Origin of the sequence: Aestuariibaculum lutulentum (genome assembly GCF_032926325.1) — a bacterium.
In the GTDB taxonomy this organism is placed as follows: domain Bacteria; phylum Bacteroidota; class Bacteroidia; order Flavobacteriales; family Flavobacteriaceae; genus Aestuariibaculum; species Aestuariibaculum lutulentum.
Genome location: NZ_CP136709.1, coordinates 2,254,664 through 2,275,476, shown reverse-complemented (window position 1 = coordinate 2,275,476; position 20,813 = coordinate 2,254,664). Strand labels below are relative to the sequence as shown.

The window sequence follows — 20,813 nt, the reverse complement described above, 5'->3', positions numbered from 1 at the left end:
TACAACGTTTTAGTTTATTTTTAGCATTTTACCACTCAAAAACAAGCCTGCTTTATATAAAAATTGATTATTTTTGGCTCTTACAAACTAAAAAAACAAAATTTAAATAAAATGGGACACAATATTAAACCAGGAGTTGCTACAGGACAAGAAGTTCAAGCAATTTTCAAACTTGCCAAAGAAAAAGGATTTGCTTTACCAGCAGTTAACGTCATCGGTTCAGACACTATAAACGGTGTGTTAGAAACTGCAGCTGCCTTAAATGCTCCGGTAATCATTCAGTTTTCTAATGGTGGTGCCCAATTTAACGCAGGTAAAGGTTTAAATAACGACGGACAAAAAGCGGCTATCGCAGGGGCTATTGCTGGAGCAAAACACGTACATACTTTAGCTGAAGCTTACGGTGTTCCTGTAATTTTACACACAGACCACTGTGCTAAAAAGTTATTACCTTGGATTGATGGTTTATTAGATGCTAGCGAAAAACACTTCGCTGAAACTGGTAAATCGCTTTTCAGCTCACATATGATTGACCTTTCAGAAGAGCCAATTGAAGAAAACATTGAAATCTGTAAAACCTATTTAGAGCGTATGAGCAAAATGGGAATGACTTTAGAAATAGAGTTAGGTATTACAGGTGGTGAAGAAGATGGTGTTGACAACTCTGATGTTGATGACTCTAAATTATACACTCAACCAGAAGAAGTTGCTTACGCTTACGAAGAATTAAGCAAAGTAAGTCCACAGTTTACTATTGCTGCTGCTTTCGGAAACGTTCACGGTGTTTACAAACCAGGTAACGTAAAATTAACTCCGAAAATCTTAAAAAATTCTCAAGAATATATTTCAGAAAAATATGGAGTTGAGCATAACCACATCGATTTTGTATTCCACGGTGGTTCTGGATCTTCAGTTGAAGAAATTCGCGAAGGTATTAGCTACGGTGTAATTAAAATGAACATCGATACCGATTTACAATATGCATTCATGGAAGGAATCCGTGACTATATGGGGGCTAAAGCTGAATATTTAAAAGGGCAAATTGGAAATCCTGAAGGAGACGATTCTCCAAACAAAAAATTCTATGATCCACGTGTTTGGTTACGTGAAGGTGAAAAAACGTTTGTTGAGCGTTTAAAAAAGGCTTTCGAAGATTTAAACAACGTAAACACGTTATAATAAACATCGAAAAAAACATAAAAGACTCTACTTAAGTAGGGTCTTTTTTTATACTTAGATATTTACAAAACAAGTATTTATACTCTAAAAAATAAGATTTTAAGCAATAAAAGAGATACGAATTGTCTCAAAACTAAAAAAAGACTTAATTTTGTGCACTGTTTTATTATCAAGTTTCGTTTATTTGACAAATAAAAAAGCTTAGAACAGAGCAAAATAAAAGGATAGATAATCCGTAGTGCAAACAGAAATGTTTCAGATTAAAATCTAAAAAATCATAAATCATTATGTCTTGGTTTAAAAGAACAACAAAAGGAATAACCACTACTACCGAAGAGAAAAAAGACACCCCTAGAGGATTATGGTACAAATCTCCAACTGGTAAAATTGTAGACGCAGAAGAATTAGAAAAAAATTTTTACGTGAGTCCTGAAGACGGTTACCACGTTAGAATTGGAAGTAAAGAATACTTCGAAATTCTTTTCGATGATAATAAATTTAAAGAATTAGATAAAAATTTAGAGTCTAAAGACCCTTTAAAATTCGTAGACACTAAAAAGTACCCAGACCGTTTAAAAACGGCTCAGGAGAAAACCAAACTTAAAGATGCCGTACGCGTTGGTGTTGGTAAATCAAAAGGTAAAGATTTAGTAGTTGCCTGTATGGATTTCGCTTTTATTGGAGGATCTATGGGTAGTGTTGTTGGTGAAAAAATTGCTCGTGCAGCCGATTATTCTTTAAAAAACAACATACCATTAATGGTTATCTCTAAATCGGGAGGTGCTCGTATGATGGAAGCTGCTTTATCATTAATGCAGTTAGCTAAAACTTCGGTAAAATTAGCTCAATTAGCCGATGCTCAAATCCCTTACATCTCACTTTGTACCGACCCTACTACAGGAGGAACAACTGCTTCTTTTGCTATGTTGGGAGATATTAACATTAGTGAGCCAGGAGCTTTAATTGGTTTCGCCGGACCTAGAATTGTAAGAGATACAACTGGTAAAGAATTACCAGAAGGTTTCCAAACTGCTGAATTCTTATTAGAACACGGTTTTTTAGATTTCATCACCGTTCGAAAAGAATTAAAAAACAAAGTGAATCAATATCTGGATTTAATTTTAAATCAGCCGTTAAGAGCTTAATTAAAATATCATTCAGTTTAAAATACAGAGAAAAGCGACTTATTGAGTCGCTTTTCTTTTTTTTAAACACCTAAATCATTTATATTCAATATATTTAACCTTCACAACAACAACCCAAATCTTGTAATATGAAAATTAAATTACCAGTTTTAGCAACAATATTATTCACCTTTTTTAGTTGTGAAGAACTAGATAAGCTCACTGAATTTAATGTAAGTGACAATTTTGGAACAACACTCGAAATTTCAATCCCTGAAGACGCATCAACAACATGGTCTCAAGAAGTTTCTGTAGATTTAGCTTCCAACGAACAAGTTCAGCAAAATCTAGATTACGTTCAAAATGTAACAATAACCAACCTAAGTTTTGAAATTACAGATTATGTTGGTGCCGTCGATACTCAGTTAACAGAAGTCTCCATTAACATTGCAGGGACAAGTATAACCATTAACGAAGCTATTATTCTAAAAACAGCAGATGATAACAATCAAACCTTCCCTATTGGAACAAAAGAACAATGGGCTATAATTGCAGCATATTTAAAACAAGCAGAAAGCGTTACTGCAACATTAACTGGAATAGTTAGTGCAACTCCTGTAGAGTTCAATGTAGTAATCGATGTTAAGGCTACAATAACTATTGATGTTATCTAATTCAAAAAACTTTCACAAAAAATCGACCGCCAATGGCCCATTTTCTTTTTAACATATTAGCTTGTAAATCATTTTTAATTCCTATATTTGCCGCTCGAAAGATAGTCTTTCGTTTACATAACAATTATTTACAATAATATTAGCATGTATTTATCAAAAGAAGTAAAAGAAGAAATCTTCGCAAAACACGGTAAAGGAACAAACGATACTGGTTCTGCTGAAGGACAAATCGCGTTATTTACGCACAGAATTAATCACTTAACTGAACACTTAAAAAAGAATCGTAAAGATTTTAACACTGAGCGTTCATTAGTAAAATTAGTAGGTAAGCGTCGTGCTTTACTAGATTACTTAACTAAGAAAGATATCTTAAGATACCGTGCTATAGTTAAAGAACTAGGTTTAAGAAAATAATTCGAAAAGAGGCTTTTACAGCCTCTTTTTTGTTTATACACTACTCATGTGCAAGAGTCTAAACCGCACAAAATAAGAAGCTAATTACAGTTTTTCATTGGTCAAACACACAACAACTACACACAACAACACAACGACCATTGTTTAATTAGAATTAAAAAATTTATGATTCCAAAAACATTTAAAGAGGTTATAAACCTTGGTGATGGTAGAGAAATCTCTATCGAAACCGGAAAATTAGCAAAGCAAGCGCATGGTAGCGTTGTGGTACAATCTGGAAACTGTATGTTATTATGTACAGTTGTTTCTAACTATCAACAAGCTGATGTAGATTTCTTACCATTAACAGTAGACTACCGCGAAAAATTTGCTGCTGCTGGTCGTTACCCAGGTGGATTCTTCAAAAGAGAAGCTAGACCAAGTGACGGAGAGGTTTTAACCATGCGTTTAGTAGACCGTGTGTTACGCCCGTTATTCCCAAAAGATTACCACAGCGAAACGCAAATCATGATTCAGTTAATGTCTCATGACCCAGAAGTTATGCCAGATGCTTTAGCTGGATTAGCTGCTTCTGCTGCTATTCAATTAAGTGATATTCCTTTCGAAACTCCTATTTCTGAAGTTAGAGTTGGTCGCATTAACGGTGAGTTAATCATCAACCCTTCTTTAGCACAGTTAGAAGAAAGTGATATCGATATGGTTATTGGTGCTTCTTCAGACTCTGTTATGATGGTTGAAGGTGAGATGAAAGAGATCTCTGAAGAGGAAATGACTGAAGCGATCAAATTCGCTCACGAAGCTATTAAAGTACAATGTGAAGCTCAGCTTAAATTAGCAGAAGCTTTCGGTAAAAAAGAAACTCGTGAATACGAACCAGAACGCGCTGACGAAGATTTAGCTAAAAAGATTCACGACATGGCATACGATAAAGTGTATGCTGTTGCTAAAGCAGGATCTTCTAAACACGAAAGAGGTGCTGCATTCGCTGCTATTAAAGAAGAAGTTGTTGCTTCATTCTCTGAAGAAGAACAAGAAGAATACGGCGATTTAATTTCTAAATACTACAGCAAAGCTGAAAAAAATGCTGTTAGAGATTTAACATTAAATGAAGGTTTACGCTTAGACGGACGTAAAACTACAGATATCAGACCAATCTGGTGTGAGGTTGATTATTTACCATCTACGCATGGTTCTTCAATCTTTACACGTGGGGAAACTCAGGCATTAGCAACAGTTACTCTAGGGACTTCTAAAGAAGCTAACATGATTGACATGCCATCTCAGGAAGCTGAAGAGCGTTTCTATTTACATTACAACTTCCCTCCTTTCTCAACTGGTGAGGCTCGTCCAATTCGTGGAACGTCTCGTCGTGAAGTAGGACACGGTAACTTAGCACAACGTGCCTTAAAAGGTATGATTCCTGCTGATTGCCCATATACTGTTCGTGTAGTTTCTGAAATTTTAGAATCTAACGGTTCGTCTTCTATGGCGACAGTTTGTGCTGGTACTATGGCGCTTATGGATGCCGGTGTACAAATGGTAAAACCTGTTTCAGGTATTGCTATGGGATTAATCACCGATACTGAAACTGGTAAATACGCTGTATTATCAGATATCTTAGGAGATGAAGATCACTTAGGTGATATGGACTTTAAAGTAACTGGTACAGAGGACGGTATTACAGCTTGTCAAATGGATATTAAAGTAAAAGGATTATCTTATGAAATTCTTGTACAAGCTTTAAAACAAGCTCGTGATGGTCGTTTACATATTTTAGGAAAAATAACTGATACAATTTCTACACCTAACGAAAGTGTTAAGGCTCATGCTCCTAAAATGGTTACTACAACAATCCCTAACCAGTTTATTGGTGCTTTAATTGGACCTGGAGGAAAAGTAATTCAAGAGTTACAAAAAGAAACCAAAACAACTATCGTTATTAACGAAGATCCGGTTACTGAAGAAGGTATTGTTGAGATTTTAGGTACTGACCAAAATGGTATTGACAAAGTTTTAGCTAAAATTGATTCTTTAATGTTTAAACCTCAAGTTGGAGAAGTTTACGAAGTAAAAGTTGTAAAAATGTTAGATTTCGGAGCGGTTGTAGAATATACAAAAGCACCAGGAAACGAAGTATTATTACACGTAAGCGAATTAGCTTGGGAACGTACTGAAAATGTTTCTGACGTTGTAAATATGGGTGATGTATTTGAAGTGAAATACTTTGGTACAGATCCAAAAACACGTAAAGAAAAAGTTTCTCGTAAAGCGATTTTACCAAAACCTGAAGGTTATGTAGCGCGTCCACCAAGAGACAATAACAACAAAGGGGGAAGCAGAGACAATAGAGATAACAGAAATCGCGATAACCGTCGTGATGACAGAAAACCAAGAAATGATAGAAAAGAAGAATAATTTTTTATCTACTCTATAAAACTAAAATCCCGCAAAGTATTTTGTGGGATTTTTTTATTCATTCCTTTTAAAATTTAAACTAATTCTCAAAAAGTAGAGTATAAGATTTGCTCGTAGATTTAACACCACAAACACTTACATCATCATCTGTCTCGTATGCTACAGCACTAACGCTAACCTGTAAAATAAAGTTTCCTGTTTCCAATGTTACTCCTTCAAAAACCAAGAATCTGCCATCTTCTTTGACTTCTATTCCATCGGGCAGACGACCTTTAACATTAAATCTATACTGGTATGCATCATCATCAGGTTCATTATTTACAGAAGCCTTAAGTTCATCATAATAATATACCTCTGCATGTCCTCGCTTTAATTCTTTATCCGGCAGCTCGGCATGTTTTTTTATAATACAATCTGAAAAATCAAGATTTTCGCAAGTCATCAACAAGCAGCCTAAAAGAAAAAATTGCCATTTAAAAACGGACTTAGGGAGATTTAATTTATTAGGATTTTTCATAATTCCTTCAAAAAATTAAAAAACAAAACTTAATGATAATTTCACCAGATAGTTTTCGGGCTTAGTTGCATCATAACTCCTGAATCTCAGCATCCCTAAGTTACAAATTCCTTTTAATTTCACACCTCTCCTAATCTCTTTATTTAGTCCCAAATTTAAACCCAGATCAAAGAAATTATAAAACTGGTTAAAATTGGTGATACCTTCAACATATTTAAATGAATCTTCAAATAGTCCTCCAAATTGGGGCTCAGCACAAAACTTAAAGTTGTTATGAATTATGATTTCAGGATTGAAGTTGACTTGTTGTGCGAAAAGATGATTTAACCGGATTTCAGGAAACACCACCTGTTCCTTTTGCGCATAACAATGAACAGTCAGTGTCAAAATCAATATGAGCTGCTTCAATGTTTTCATGACTATTATGGTTTTACATTATATCTTTAATTGCTTTGTAAAACTAACAACTTGCAACCTATTCAATATCCAGAATTTTACAACATAGAAAAACTTAGACACTTTTTATTCGTTACTAATTCGAAAGAATTTCTATGTCGTACTCTCGACTCGTACTATAATCTATACAGATTAAACTTTCTGGATAACGCCGATCGATATCTAAATACACCTTAAACTTAAATCTTCCTGTTTGTGTTGGAATACCTTGAAACGAAACCGTTCTAAAATCATAAACAATTTCTATTCCGGATGGTATGCGACCTTCTACCGTAAAATAATAATCATAATAATCGTCGTGTGGTTCATTATCGACAGATGCTATAATTTTATCATCATAATACTGGTCGATATAACCTTTTTTAAACTGATGACTTGGAAGACTTGCTTTTACATTCCCAATACATTCTAAATTGAAATCTTCATCAACTCGACAACTAATAAATATTGCATTTAAACTAAACAGCAATATATACAGGAGTTGTCTAAATCGGTACGCCTTAATTATACAGGATACTTTCATAATTCTGAATTTAGATTTCGATAAAGCAAATTTCGAATTTATATTAAATTGAATATCCTAAAATGTTGTATTTAGATAATTTAGGACATTTTTCTTTTCATATTTTCATTAGTGATGAACCAAACAACTGCTTCCTTCAGTCCTTTTTCAATTGGAGAAAATGTAAGACCTAGTTCTTTTTTTGCCTTAACATTGGAATAAAAACTGCTTGCACAAAGGATTTTCATGTTATTAGAAGAAAAAGGAATTTTAAATTGAAGTCGTCTTAAAAGATCACCAATAAATCCCATAAAAAGCAGACCCACTTTTGGAATTTCAACCAATACTGCCTTAGTTAATTGTTTCTCATTTAAAAGCTTAAAAAAATTTTTAAAGCTTAAATTTTCATTTGATAAAATATAGGCTTCACCATTTTTCCCGTTCGTTATTGCTTTTACAATACCTTTTGCCACATCTTGTGCACAAATAAAACTCTTACCTCCCGGTGGATGAAAAACAAACCGTTTATTTAAACCCAGCAACACCAATTTACCCGAAGTTGGTTTAGTATCGTAAGCCCCAATTATAAAAGAAGGATTAAGAACAACTACTTCAATATCGTTTGCTTTAGATAAAACAAACTCCTGAGCTTCTAACTTACTTTTTGAATACAATGATTTTGAGAATGGTTTCTTTATAGCTTTTAACTCATTTCCTAAATCGTCTAAGGTTCCATACCCAAACACATTTGCAGTACTGATGTAAATAATTCTTTTAATCTTATGTATTATTGCAAATTGAACAATCGTTTTGGTTCCCTGTATATTAACATCCTGAAATTCTCCATAATTTAAAATTTCAGGATTGGTTAATGAAGCTGCATGCACTACATAATCACAACCTTTTATAACCCGCTCCATGGTCTTCTCATTTAAAAGATCTCCTTTTATCAATCTTAAATTTTTATGTTCACCCCCTTTAAACCTACTCTTAGATCTTACCAAACCAACCACCTGATATCCGTGAGTCAATAATTCAAGAACTGCATTCGTTCCTAATAATCCGCTTGCTCCTGTTACTAAAACTGTAATTCCATTAGACATTACTAAATAATTTTCAGGTTAAAATGCACGACATGTCTTCCTTAAAAAAGTTCTTAATAAAAACATTCATAATAATCTAAGTCGAGACCGGTAATTTATTTATCTCTCTTTCTGCCAGTTTATCTTTAATAATTTCAGGCAATAACTTATCTAAAACCATAAGACATTTATTTATAAACCCTGGCACCACCATTGCTTTTCCTTTAAGCAATGCCTCTACAGCAATTGTTGCCGCATCTTCAGGGTTTAATACAGACTGTCTTGTAACCCACCCCATCAATCTGTTTTGGTAACACAACCTTGTGGTGGTATTTAATCCCCCCGGACAGATGATTGTCACCGACACATTATCTGGCTTTAATTCTTTGGCTAAACTCCTTGAAAAAGATGTTAAGTATGCCTTGGTTCCTCCATAAACCTGTTTCTTTGGCAAGGCAAAAAAACTTGCCATACTACTTATATTTAATATACCAGACGGAGCATTTCTTTTAAGGTTGGCTAAAAGTAATTTAATCAACAAAGTCGGCGTCATAACATTAACATCGATTTGCTTTAAAATGTAATTTTCATCTAACCCGGAAAATAAGCCACGACTTAATACGCCTGCATTATTCACTAAATATTTAACTGGCAGATTATGTGTTTCAATATAGCGAGCAACAGCATAACAACTTTCGGTAAAGCTGAGATCGAATTCTAAACAATGTACACGAACCTGAAGATGTTGTTCTATAAAATTTGACACTTTTTTCAATCCGGAATTTGGTAATGCTACCAATATTAAATTCATTTCTCTTTTTGCAAATTCCAAGGCCATAGCCTTACCAAACCCTTGACTTGCTCCTGTTATTAACGAGTATGTTTTCATGATTCAACTTTTAGACTATTTATGGTTTCAATCAATCCTTTTTCTAAGGATGTCGTTCTATATTTCAATTCCCTTTTGGCTTTATCAGATAATGAATTCCTACATACAAACAAAGCCTCTAAAACTTGAGGAGACAAACCAGACTTCCCGATGATGTTCCCTAAAAAACTACTAACAGCCAAACAGGTCTTAACCAGTCCATAATTAAACTTTACTATTTTAGTCTGACTTTTAGTGAGTGTTTTTATCTTTTCAAATAATCTACTATAACTTATATTATCGCCGCCTACTATATACTTCTCATTAGCTAAATTACGCTTCATTGCTTCTATATGTGCTTTTACAACATCTTTGATGTAGACATAATTTGACGTCACCTCTATTCTATTAGGCACAAACAAAACATTCTTTTTTGCTATGAGCTCTATTAAACGGTTAACTCCATTAGAAAACGTTTTAACTCCAGGTCCGTACACCTTGGAGACATTTAAAATAACATAAGGCAAACCTTGCTTTGCATATGCAGCGACCCTTTCCTCTGCCATACTTTTAGTAAGCTCATAATCATTAGCATAAGATGACAATCGAGGTTGTTCTTCTGTAATAGGTATATCTTTATACGATGGCCCATAAACCGACAAACTACTTGTAAACACGAACTTTTTAATACCATGTTGTAATGAAACTTCAAGTAAATTCTCTGTTCCAATAACGTTAGCCCGGTAAAAATTTTGGATGCTTTTACATTTTAAATTGGTATATGCCGCTGTATGAAACACATAATCACAATCTTTAATAGCTCTTTTTAATGAAGTCTTATTACAAATATCACCCTCAAATAAAACTATTTTTTCGTGTAATGGAACTTTTGGCGAATGAATATCTCTACACAATGCGTGTACCGTAATGTGTTCTTTAGCCAAGGTCAATGCCAATTGATGACCTATATAACCTGTTGAACCTGTAACTAATACTTTCATGACAATAATTTATTTTTTAAGGTTAAACGATAGAAAACAGAAATTTCATAAACTGCTGATAGCACTAAATGCAGTACAAATGCATACCATACACTATTAGTATAATAGCTAAACAAACACAAAACAATCCCAAATGGAATGGCGCCTAGCATTTCACGTTTTGAATCAAACACATGGATAAGCACATAAAAAAAAGTAACATACCCAATAGATAAGGTTAAGCCATACGATTCTAAAAAGTAAAAAAACATAATACCTCTAAAAAAGAATTCGTAACATAGTAAGAATATAAACCGAACTGTGAAGTAACCTATAGATTCAGAAAGACGGTATAAACAAGTTTCGTTAGCACTTATAACCTCATCGTTATTCTTAACACCTAAACAGCTAACATAAACACATAAAAACGTCAAAAACAAAAAAAGTATTAATGTCGGCGTATTTAACTCTTGTATGCTAAGGATCAAAAACCTTGAATCTGGGATTAGCACAAAAGGCAAAACACCAAAAAATATAATTCCTAAGACGTGTTTTAAATTCAGTAAACGTAAGCCACTTACAACTTGTAAAGAAACTACAAGATTATTCAAATGAAGCTTTTTAAAAACCCAACTAATTAAAAAATATGCTGAGAAGCTTATTACTAAAATCCATATAACAACTTCAGTTTTCATGATGAAACAGGTATTAAAGTAACATTAAACAGTTTGCTTACAGCATCTATTTTAACGCATTCTCCATTCCTGTAATGAAATACATTGTATTTCCCCTTTTCAAAATCTACTCGATAACACCCTTCATTTAGAGGTGTTATAACTATTTCCTGTTTCAGGTTGTCACAATAGACTTTGCGAATTGTTTTGGGCTCTTCAAAATATAGAGTTACTAAATTCTGTGTTAATTCATCCAGTTCCAGTAATTTCTTTTTATTTTCATAAAGCAAGGCATACCTGCCAGATTCACGCAACAACTTATGATTAGCCTTTACCTTACCATTAACTTTTCGGTATACCGAAGAATATACCAAAATGTCATTTTTGTAAATAGATTTCTCATCACATAAAACACTTACATTTACCAGAAAATTGACTTCAACGTTACTTTTCAAAATATAAGTTGTAACATTACTTGTTACTTGCTTTTCTATTTTAATAAAACCAATAGTCGTATTTTTTTTAACGATTTTATAAGTAATAGTTTCACCGGTATTTATCGTATTATACGCAAAAGATGTGCTTATAATAAAAAAGAATAGAATCGACTTTATTTTAAGTACCATTTCCCTAAACTTACTAAGGTCTAATGAAGTATCTGTGCCATACTTCATTCTTCTTATCAGATATAAAATTAATGCTGGTATCATAACTCATAATTTTTAGATTATTTTTTCTAATGGTAAAATTATGACCAAGCTTGAAATTAGCTATCCGATAAATTCTATACTGCAGATAATAGGATGTCCAACGATAATTCAGGACACGATAAACTTAGAATTGATTTCTGTAAATGGTTGGTGTTACTGAAGTGAATTTTTTAAACGCCGAATAAAATGTAGATTTTGAATTAAAACCACATTCCAGACCAATAGCCACGATAGTATATTCGCTAAATTCATCGTTAGACAAAAACTTTTTGGCCTGTTTTACACGTAACGAATTGATAAAATCTGAAAAATTGTAGTCGCTGTAGGAATTGATTAGTTTTGAAAAATAGCTTTTGCTCATCCCTAAATCTGACGCCACCGCTTCCATACTTAGGAGTGGATCGAGATATAGCTTTCTTTTTACTATATGAGCCTTTATTTTAGCAAAATCGGCTTGATGTTTTTCATTGAAAAAATCATCGCCTTCTTCGTTACCATTTTGGCTAACTGATTTTGTTAAAATATCATCATTCGCAATTTTTGATCTTAATGAAATACGATCACTCACTATGGTATATTTATAAAATCCTTGATACCCCAACCAATACAGCAAAACCGAGGTACAAAAATTTAAAGGTAAGTAGGCTGTTCTTTCCCCTGTTGCAATATGAAACAGTAAAGCCAAACCCCATAATCCTATATTCAAAACACCTAAACGGACAAACCACTTTATCCAGTTTAAATCATCATAAGAAACAATGTAATCTAACAGATAATGCTTTTTAAAAATGATTAAACAAGCATTGAGAAACATGAAAAGTGAATATCCTAAGTTTATTATATTTTCAATAAAAAACCATTTGGTAATTAAAGGGGAATCTTCTTCCATGTAAGGATCAAAATCGAATACTATTATTCCTAATCTTATAACGATCTCTGCAACAAAAAGAATTATAGTTGGTTTTATATATTTATAGACTTTATCTTCAATCCTAAAATAATGAACGGTAAATGCATAAAACATAGGAACAATAAAAATATGCCAGGGTACCTCTAAATTATTAAGAACAAATCTAATCGCTGAATGCTCCTCAATTAGTCCCCAAGTTATTAAACTACCTAAATAATCCTTATACCTCAACCATGCCTGTAAATTATTTAATGAAATAGCTAAGACAATTAAATTTAAATATAAAACTGTTGGATTGAATTTCCTTTTCACACCAAAAGTTACAAGGTTAAATCCAAAACCTTGCAGCACTCCTGCAATGAGTAGAAAGTTTATAACGGAAACTAAACTCATACCTACTTCTTAACTTTAACAAATTAATTATCTTATCTTCAATATTTTAAATCCTTTAATCTAAAATACTAAAAATTAAGCAAACCATTTGAAAGAAAAACAGCATTATCCTCAACTGTAAAATTAATTGACAGCATGCTTTGAGACATTTTTAACTTCTTTTTTTAAGACATGTTTCTTGTAGGTTTCGCGAATAACTACATAATGAACATATAAGTCTATGGCATTTTGAATAAAGTTTACGAAGCCTTTTTTCTGAAGATGTAATTGTGTTTTCATAATCTAAATTTTTACATGAATAGTTCTCTAAAGGCTACTAATTGATTTTTTGTTTTGCTAGGGAAGTGCAACTAGCCTCTGCTACGAAGCTATTGCCCAATAAAGGTATTTAATCTATAAAAAAAAGACTTTCAGTATTTGGTCAAAACCATGTATTATTTGTGCAAACTCTTGAAGTTATTTGAGTTTTATCAAATTCAACTTTTCCCCAGATCACTTGGAGAAAACCCAAATTCTTCCTTAAATGCCCGACTAAACCAAGAAGGATCATTAAACCCAACAGCATACGCTATTTCTGAAATGGTTTTATCGGTAGTCTGGATTAACATTTTGGACTTCTGTAAACGAACACTGCGTATAAATATGGCTGTAGATTTATCGGTTACCGCCTTTAATTTCCTGTATAATTGCGATTCACTCATATGTAGAATCTGAGCCAATTGAGCTGAATTAAAATGACTATCGTCTATATTTTCATGAATAACAGAAATAATTTTATTTACAAATTTCAATTCGGTTTTAGGCTCGGTTTCTCTTGATATTAATTCAGTGTAACTGCCACGAAATTTATCAATCATGCGTTTGCGCAGTTCAACCAAACGATTTAACCTTACAAGCAATTCCTTCTTATTAAATGGTTTAATTAAATAGGCATCTGCCCCACAGGCTAACCCCTCTAACCGATCTTCTTCTAAGGACTTTGCTGTTAGTAAAATTATCGGAATATGATCAGTTATTGCATTACTTTTCAATTCCCTACAAACTTCAAACCCGTTTTTTATGGGCATCATGACATCACATATAATAACATCGGGCACTAATTTATACGCCATATCTAACCCGTCTTTTCCGTTAGGCGCATGATGTATTAGATAATCTTTAGTTAAACACATTTTTAAATAATACACTATGTCTTTATTGTCTTCAATGATTAAAGCTATAGGCTGGTCAATGTCCTGTTGACTCTCAATTTCATAACTAACAACGTTTTGCTTTATATTTTGAATTCCATTTTCGTACGTTTCAATATTACTATGAACAATCTGAGCTTCATTTTTAACCGGTAATAAAATTGAAAACGTGCTACCTTTACTCACCTCACTAGATACCTGTATCTCGCCTTCCATCAGCAGCACCAATTCCTTCACCAAAGCCAAACCTATCCCAGTGCCTTGATAATGTCTGGAGATCGAGGAATCTACTTGATAAAATTTTTCAAATACTAACGTCATTTCTTCCTTTGATAGTCCAATACCCGTATCAATAACCTGCATTTCAAAATAGCACCCTAAAGTACTTTTTAAAGTACTCAGTTGCATGGTTACCGACCCATTAGCCGATGTGAATTTTATAGCATTCATCAATAAATTAGTCACTATAATGGCTAATTTATCCTTATCAAAATCCATCAAAAAATGTTCTTCTCTGGAATGAAACTCATAACGAATCTGTTCGTCTTTTGCCAAGGACTCAAAACTCTCAAACAAATATTTCAGATATGATACGATATCAGATTGCTCCAGATCAAGTTCCATTTGAGCACTTTCGAGCTTGGTTAAATCGAGCATATCATTAACCAGTTTCAAAAGACTTCCTGCATTACGTTGTATAACTTCCAAAGGTTTATACAACGCTTTTAATTCCTGCTTATTTGTCTCTGATTTTAACTCATCAATTAACCCCAAAATCACGGTCAGTGGGGTTCTAAACTCATGGGTTATATTAGTATAAAGTGAATTTTTAAGGCTATCGATCTCCTGAAGTCTTTTGCTTTCTGAAAGTGCTAGTTTTCGTGATACCGTAAAATTATAAAACCAGTAACCCGACAGAACAAAAATTAAAAAGTAAATAAAATAGGCCGTTTTAGTTGACCACCAAGGTGCTTTAATAATTAAATGCATTTCTAAAGGCTTTGAGGCCCACTCCTGTCCTCGAGAAAACCCATTAACCTGTAAAGTATAATCTCCAGATGACAGATTTAAAAACTGAATTTCATTATTTGTTAAAAAGTTCCAGGCTTTATCTTGAGGTAAAAGCTTGTATGCATATTGAATATTTTTATCGAATCGGAAATCTATTGAAGAAAACGACAAATAAAATGGAAACTGGTCATAATTGAATGTTAATTGACTGGACTTTTCTAAGGCTTTAGTAAAAATAGTGTTTGATGCTTCAGTGGCTTCAATAGTTTTATCTTTCACCCTTAAATTTGAAAAATATAATTTCTGGGGTGCATCTAACGTGTCAAAATCTTCGGGGTTAAAATAACTAAGCCCATCGATACCTCCCAAATAAATATTTCCTGAAACATCTCTAAATCTTGCATGAGAATCAAACTCTTTCCCTTGAATATTGTCGGCCTCATAATAATGAGAAAAACGGTAATTTTTTGTATTGAATTTAACAATCCCGTTATTGGTACCCAACCATAAATTACCTTCCAAATCGTCTTGAATACTATAAATTAAATCATTTGGAAATTGTTTTTGTTTTCTCCAAGATTGAAAAGTATTATCGGCTTTCAACAAGCTAAGTCCATTGCGCGTGCCTAACCAAACCCGATTGTAATTATCGAAGACTATATCATTTATTGCATTATGAGCTAATGTATTTTCTAAAGAGTCATTTCGTTTATAATTTAAAAAAATAGGGGCACTATACGGCTCTTTTTGAAAGGACAATTGACTCAATCCATTTTGAGTTCCTATCCAAATTCGGTTTTGTTTATCAACACGAATACATTGCGTGGCATTACTTACCAATGAATTTTCGTCATCGCTATCGTTATAATAACGAATCACATTAAAAGTACCATCCTGCTCGTATTCCAATCTAAAAATTCCTTGTTCATAAGTAGCCCCCCAAAGATTATTTTTGTCATCTAAGGCTAAATCCATCACAAAATTCATATTTATAGAATTAGAATTTCCTGCATCATAATAAAAGTTTTTAAATACAGGCTGGTCTGGATTAAAGGTTTTTAAATTAATCATACTCAACCCTCGAGTGGTACCAAACCACATTCTCTGATTCCTTATATCGTGAACTATAGCTCTAACAACCGAACCAGCTATAGAATTTGCTGTATTTTTATTATCGATATAATGGTAAACCTTTTCAGGAGTTATTAAGTTTAAACCACCATCAGATGTTCCTATCCATAAATTATCGTAATCCTTATAAACAGAAAAAATAACGTCGTCATTTAACACCTGCCTCCCCTTTTTACTTTTAGATATATTCTTAAAATAGGGCTCTTGAAAATCTAAAATATTAAGTCCGCTAGCTGTTCCTACTAATATTTTTTTATCCGATAATCTATGTAGAGATTGAACAGTATTATTGGTTAACCCTTTATCGGACTCTTCTAAATATTCAATTTTATGAAGTACCTGGTTGTTCAACGAATTAAATAAATACAACCCTCTTCCCGTAGCCACCCATATTTGATTTTTGCCCTCCTCCAAAAAATCAACAACATGCATAGTTTTAAAGGCGCCTGAAGTCTCTAATTCAACATTTTTAAAAGTTTCTTTATCTATGTCATATATATAAAAACCCTCATAACTTCCTATAAAGAGCTGATTTCCTACCCTGTAAAACGCCTGTATATTCCCCTCTAATGACATATTAACTTCAGGATTTTGATTGAGATGTTTAAACCCTTTCACTTGTCCATTTACATCCCCTATCCAAATCCAACCATAATCATCTTTATAAAAACAAGTAACCTCATTCGCATCGTAAACCTGTTCAGCAACATACCCATCTACCCCTCTATTAAACGGGTTTACATTATAAATCCCATGATTTCTGGTGGCCACTAAAATATTCCCCCCTGCTTCCGGACTTATATCTGTTATTATTTCTTTAGAAAGCGTTCCATGCAAATCAATTCTGTCAAACCTATCATTCAAAGTACTATAAACACATAACCCGTTTCCCTTGGTACCAACCCATAATAACCCTTTGAAGTCTAATGCCATTCCAGAAATATAATTTCCGGAAAGGCTTAAACTATCGGCAACACGATTTCTATACTCTTTAAAAATAGTTCCGTCAAAACGATTTAACCCATCGGCAGTACCTACCCAAACAAATCCCTGTTTATCAACAGCCAAATCGTTAACAGAAACCTGAGACATCCCATCATTTAGACTAAAGTGTTTAATTCTATATGTCTTGGTTTGCGCAGCTAAAAATATTCTGGAAAACATCATGAGACATAACCATAAACAGATATATTTTTTATCTCTTTTCAATAACAATATCTCCGATAATTTTGTCATAATCTAAACCTAAAACATTCTCATTAAGAACATCTTATAATATTAAATTTAACAAAAAATAAAATACCCATTGTCTACAATTTAGAAGATATTTATTCTTGATGCTCTTTTAAAAATTCGTTAAACCTCTTACATTATTTTAATTTAACTCTCATATTCACTATCTTACGCATTATGATTTACGAAGACAAAGCAAAATATTCAGACATTCTAAAAAATTCCATTAATTATTTAGAAAACCATGGTTTTGAAAATATCAAAGCAGACATTGACGGTTACGAAACCCCAAAATCCTATACAAAATCTGGCAGCAACATCTCCATCACTCCAGATGTAGTTGCAATAAAAGAGGGGCGTAAATATTATTTTGATATTAGCTTAAAATCTGAAAAACCCAATCTGTTAAAATCAAAATGGATTTTTCTAAATACTCTAAGTGCCATGAAATCTTCAAGGTTTAGACTAATTACTACGCGTGGGCATTATGCATTTACTCAGGAAATGTTAAATTCTATCAACCTAAATAATGAAAATTTAATTAAACTTTAAAACTCCTGAAACCGTTTAAAACCTGTGACTTCAGCCAAAATCCTGTGTCTTAAAAAGAGGACAAAAAAAAGAATTTAATAATTTTTGTAACATTTTTTTGCCTTATTACGTATAACTATATACAAAAGTAATATTCATATAATTATTTACAGGAGCACTTTTTAAATGAGACAACTTAAAATTACGAAGCAGGTTACCAATAGAGAAACAGCTTCGCTAGATAAGTATTTACAAGAAATTGGTAAAGTTGACTTAATTACAGCCGACGAAGAAGTAGAATTAGCACAACGTATTAAAGCTGGAGATCAGGTAGCTTTAGAGAAATTAACAAAAGCTAATTTACGTTTCGTTGTATCGGTAGCTAAACAATACCAAAACCAAGGTTTAACCCTTCCCGATTTAATTAACGAAGGTAACCTGGGGTTAATTAAAGCCGCTCAGCGTTTCGATGAAACTCGTGGTTTTAAATTCATCTCGTATGCTGTTTGGTGGATTCGTCAATCTATCTTACAAGCATTAGCAGAGCAGTCACGTATTGTACGTTTGCCTTTAAACAAAATTGGTTCTATTAACAAAATTAATAAAACCTTCGCTTTCTTAGAGCAAAGCCATGAACGTCCGCCAAGTGCCGAAGAAATTGCAAAAGAGTTAGACATGACTATTAACGATGTTAAAGAGTCTATGAAAAACTCAGGACGTCACGTAAGTATGGATGCACCATTAGTTGAAGGTGAAGATTCTAACTTATACGACGTATTAAACAGTGGTGAGTCGCCAAACCCAGATAGAGAATTATTACACGAATCGCTTCGTACCGAGATTGAACGTGCTCTGGAAACTTTAACGCCTCGTGAAGCCGACGTAATTCGTCTGTATTTTGGTTTAGGAAATCAACACCCAATGACGCTTGAAGAAATTGGAGAAACCTTCGATTTAACTCGTGAGCGTGTTAGACAAATTAAAGAAAAAGCTATTCGTAGATTAAAACATACGTCTAGAAGTAAAATATTAAAAACATATTTAGGTTAGTAAACTTTTTACGACTAAATAAACGTAACAACAGTTACACATAACTGTTCGTTTTTTGATTGATGAAAGAACCCCCGGCTGATTACCGGGGGTTTATTTTTATATATTATTTAACCTATTTAGTTACAAGCTTTTCTATATTTGCAAAAAATTTACAAAAACACAACACAACATGAATTCTAAATTAATTGCCCCATCGTTATTAGCTGCAGATTTTGCTAACCTTCAACGCGATATTGAAATGGTTAATCAAAGTGATGCCGATTGGTTTCATATAGATATCATGGATGGTGTTTTTGTTCCTAACATTTCTTTTGGTATGCCTGTTTTAGAAGCTATTGGCAGACATGCTAAAAAAACTCTGGATGTACACTTAATGATTGTAGATCCTGACCGATACATTAAAACTTTTGCAGACTTAGGCAGCGATGTATTAACAGTACATTATGAAGCCTGTACTCACTTACACCGTACACTTCAAGCTATTAAAGCCGAAGGTATGAAAGCCGGAGTTTCCTTAAACCCACACACTAATGTGAATCTTTTAGAAGATACTATCAACGATATTGACTTAGTGCTTATTATGAGTGTTAACCCAGGTTTTGGAGGTCAAAGCTTTATTGAAAACACTTACGAAAAAGTAAAACAGCTTAAAGCATTAATTGAACGTAAAGGTGCCTCGACCATCATTGAAATTGACGGTGGTGTAACTAATAAAAATGCCAAAGCATTAGTTGATGCCGGTGCCGATGTTTTAGTTGCCGGTAGCTACGTATTCAAAAGTGAAACACCAATTGAAACGATAAAAGATTTAAGAGAAATCGCTAACTCTTAATATTTTTTCACAAAGTACTTCAACAAATCTCTTGTTGTAACAATACCAATTAACATGCCTTCCTCAACAACGGGAAGTGCATGAAATGAACTATTTGCCAAAATAGTAGCTGCTTCTTTAATAGTTGTATCTGCTGTAATGGTAATGACATTTTTTGTCATCACTTGCTCAATGGTATAGCTGTTATAAACAACCGTATTGATATCGTGTTCATCAGCGGTAGCTTCAGCTAAACTTATCTTTTGAAGATCGGTAAAACTTAGCATACCAATTACAACATCTGCTCCCACTACAGGAATATGCTTAATACGGTATTTATTAAAAAGCATTTCGGCACGTTCTAAATCGTCCGTTCTATTCAGAGCTATGACATTTTTCGTCATAATATCTGCCACAGGTATTAAAGCGTTCATAGTCTATTAGTTTTTTGGTTATATATTATTAGTGGTTGGTTTTAAGCTTGGGTATTACAATCAAAAATGATTCAGCAAATACTTTATCAAATCTGTTGTGGTTACAATACCTACCAGTCTATTACTATCTACAACCGGCAAGGCATGAAACTCGTGTTCGGCAAATATTTCTGCCACTTCTTTTATAGTACTTGTTGAAGTGACCGTCAAAACGTTTTTAGTCATAACTTGTTTAACTTTAAACATTTTGTACACCAAAACATCCGCATCATCCTGTTGGTCTTCTGTTAAATCTGCAAAACTTAATCTCAGCAAATCATTATAACTTAACATACCTCTTAGATAAAACCCAGAAACTATGGGTATATGTCTTATATGATGAGTTTTAAAAAGGTGCTCGGCAGTATCTAAATTATCATTCTCTTTTAATGTAATAACAGGCGTTGTCATTATCATCGAAACTGGTGTAGTACGTATCATCTTCTTTACTGTTTTACACCATAAAATTAGCAAAGACCCTG

General features: G+C 33.2%; 21 protein-coding genes. 8 read left to right on the top strand and 13 right to left on the bottom strand.

Going from position 1 to position 20,813, the window contains the following annotated elements:
* Positions 1 to 111: 111 nt before the first annotated feature.
* From fbaA to R1X58_RS09620, 5 genes are all read left to right on the top strand, one after another.
* Positions 112 to 1,179 carry a class II fructose-bisphosphate aldolase gene (gene fbaA, locus R1X58_RS09640; protein WP_240574704.1) on the top strand — a complete coding sequence of 356 codons (1,068 nt, stop codon included), beginning with the start codon at positions 112 to 114 and terminating at the stop codon, positions 1,177 to 1,179.
* Between the two features lie 287 nt (positions 1,180 to 1,466).
* Positions 1,467 to 2,324 (top strand): acetyl-CoA carboxylase, carboxyltransferase subunit beta, encoded by an 858-nt coding sequence (gene accD / locus R1X58_RS09635; protein ID WP_240574703.1) that lies wholly within the window; start codon positions 1,467 to 1,469, stop codon positions 2,322 to 2,324.
* 128 nt (positions 2,325 to 2,452) lie between these two features.
* The gene (locus R1X58_RS09630; RefSeq protein WP_240574702.1) at positions 2,453 to 2,977 is read left to right on the top strand and encodes a hypothetical protein; all 525 of its coding nucleotides are present in this window, start codon (positions 2,453 to 2,455) and stop codon (positions 2,975 to 2,977) included.
* A 144-nt stretch (positions 2,978 to 3,121) separates the two neighbouring features.
* A complete protein-coding gene (gene rpsO / locus R1X58_RS09625) occupies positions 3,122 to 3,391 on the top strand; it encodes a 30S ribosomal protein S15 (RefSeq protein ID WP_240574701.1) in 270 nt (89 codons plus the stop codon).
* Between the two features lie 165 nt (positions 3,392 to 3,556).
* Positions 3,557 to 5,806: a polyribonucleotide nucleotidyltransferase gene (locus R1X58_RS09620; RefSeq protein WP_240574700.1), complete on the top strand. Its 2,250-nt coding sequence runs from the start codon at positions 3,557 to 3,559 to the stop codon at positions 5,804 to 5,806.
* 79 nt (positions 5,807 to 5,885) lie between these two features.
* Here the strand turns inward: R1X58_RS09620 and R1X58_RS09615 are convergent, their stop codons facing one another.
* The 11 genes from R1X58_RS09615 to R1X58_RS09565 all read right to left on the bottom strand — a co-directional run bounded on the left by R1X58_RS09615 (position 5,886) and on the right by R1X58_RS09565 (position 17,466).
* Complete coding sequence (locus R1X58_RS09615) at positions 5,886 to 6,248, bottom strand: hypothetical protein (RefSeq protein ID WP_240574699.1); 363 nt, start codon at positions 6,246 to 6,248, stop codon at positions 5,886 to 5,888.
* A 90-nt stretch (positions 6,249 to 6,338) separates the two neighbouring features.
* Entirely contained in the window at positions 6,339 to 6,740 is a 402-nt protein-coding gene (locus tag R1X58_RS09610; protein ID WP_240574698.1) for a hypothetical protein, read from the bottom strand.
* A 115-nt stretch (positions 6,741 to 6,855) separates the two neighbouring features.
* Entirely contained in the window at positions 6,856 to 7,302 is a 447-nt protein-coding gene (locus tag R1X58_RS09605) for a hypothetical protein (RefSeq protein ID WP_240574697.1), read from the bottom strand.
* A gap of 80 nt (positions 7,303 to 7,382) precedes the next feature.
* Positions 7,383 to 8,384: an NAD-dependent epimerase/dehydratase family protein gene (locus tag R1X58_RS09600; protein WP_240574696.1), complete on the bottom strand. Its 1,002-nt coding sequence runs from the start codon at positions 8,382 to 8,384 to the stop codon at positions 7,383 to 7,385.
* A gap of 76 nt (positions 8,385 to 8,460) precedes the next feature.
* Positions 8,461 to 9,252, bottom strand: a complete 792-nt coding sequence (locus R1X58_RS09595; protein ID WP_240574695.1) for an SDR family NAD(P)-dependent oxidoreductase — start codon at positions 9,250 to 9,252, stop codon at positions 8,461 to 8,463.
* Positions 9,249 to 10,232 (bottom strand): NAD-dependent epimerase/dehydratase family protein, encoded by a 984-nt coding sequence (locus R1X58_RS09590; RefSeq protein ID WP_240574694.1) that lies wholly within the window; start codon positions 10,230 to 10,232, stop codon positions 9,249 to 9,251. The genes R1X58_RS09595 and R1X58_RS09590 overlap by 4 nt, the downstream gene beginning before the upstream one ends.
* Positions 10,229 to 10,906, bottom strand: coding sequence for a CPBP family intramembrane glutamic endopeptidase (locus R1X58_RS09585; protein WP_240574693.1), 678 nt, complete (start codon positions 10,904 to 10,906; stop codon positions 10,229 to 10,231). Before R1X58_RS09585 ends, R1X58_RS09590 begins: the two co-directional genes overlap by 4 nt.
* A complete protein-coding gene (locus tag R1X58_RS09580; RefSeq protein ID WP_240574692.1) occupies positions 10,903 to 11,595 on the bottom strand; it encodes a DUF6134 family protein in 693 nt (230 codons plus the stop codon). The genes R1X58_RS09585 and R1X58_RS09580 overlap by 4 nt, the downstream gene beginning before the upstream one ends.
* A 124-nt stretch (positions 11,596 to 11,719) precedes the next feature.
* Entirely contained in the window at positions 11,720 to 12,898 is a 1,179-nt protein-coding gene (locus R1X58_RS09575) for a helix-turn-helix domain-containing protein (protein WP_240574691.1), read from the bottom strand.
* Positions 12,899 to 13,021: 123 nt separating this feature from the next.
* Entirely contained in the window at positions 13,022 to 13,177 is a 156-nt protein-coding gene (locus tag R1X58_RS09570; protein WP_240574690.1) for a hypothetical protein, read from the bottom strand.
* A gap of 197 nt (positions 13,178 to 13,374) precedes the next feature.
* A complete protein-coding gene (locus tag R1X58_RS09565) occupies positions 13,375 to 17,466 on the bottom strand; it encodes a hybrid sensor histidine kinase/response regulator transcription factor (protein WP_240574689.1) in 4,092 nt (1,363 codons plus the stop codon).
* 174 nt (positions 17,467 to 17,640) lie between these two features.
* Between R1X58_RS09565 and R1X58_RS09560 the strand changes: the two genes are divergently transcribed.
* From R1X58_RS09560 to rpe, 3 genes are all read left to right on the top strand, one after another.
* Positions 17,641 to 18,015, top strand: coding sequence for a hypothetical protein (locus R1X58_RS09560; protein WP_240574688.1), 375 nt, complete (start codon positions 17,641 to 17,643; stop codon positions 18,013 to 18,015).
* Between the two features lie 165 nt (positions 18,016 to 18,180).
* A complete protein-coding gene (locus tag R1X58_RS09555) occupies positions 18,181 to 19,044 on the top strand; it encodes a sigma-70 family RNA polymerase sigma factor (protein WP_042497104.1) in 864 nt (287 codons plus the stop codon).
* 172 nt (positions 19,045 to 19,216) lie between these two features.
* Positions 19,217 to 19,879 (top strand): ribulose-phosphate 3-epimerase, encoded by a 663-nt coding sequence (rpe, locus tag R1X58_RS09550; RefSeq protein ID WP_240574687.1) that lies wholly within the window; start codon positions 19,217 to 19,219, stop codon positions 19,877 to 19,879.
* On the opposite strand, the gene R1X58_RS09545 is transcribed toward rpe, so the two are convergent.
* A complete protein-coding gene (locus tag R1X58_RS09545; RefSeq protein ID WP_240574686.1) occupies positions 19,876 to 20,292 on the bottom strand; it encodes a CBS domain-containing protein in 417 nt (138 codons plus the stop codon). The genes rpe and R1X58_RS09545 overlap by 4 nt on opposite strands.
* Positions 20,293 to 20,352: 60 nt before the next feature.
* Positions 20,353 to 20,772: a CBS domain-containing protein gene (locus R1X58_RS09540; RefSeq protein ID WP_240574685.1), complete on the bottom strand. Its 420-nt coding sequence runs from the start codon at positions 20,770 to 20,772 to the stop codon at positions 20,353 to 20,355.
* Between the last annotated feature and the right edge of the window lie 41 nt (positions 20,773 to 20,813).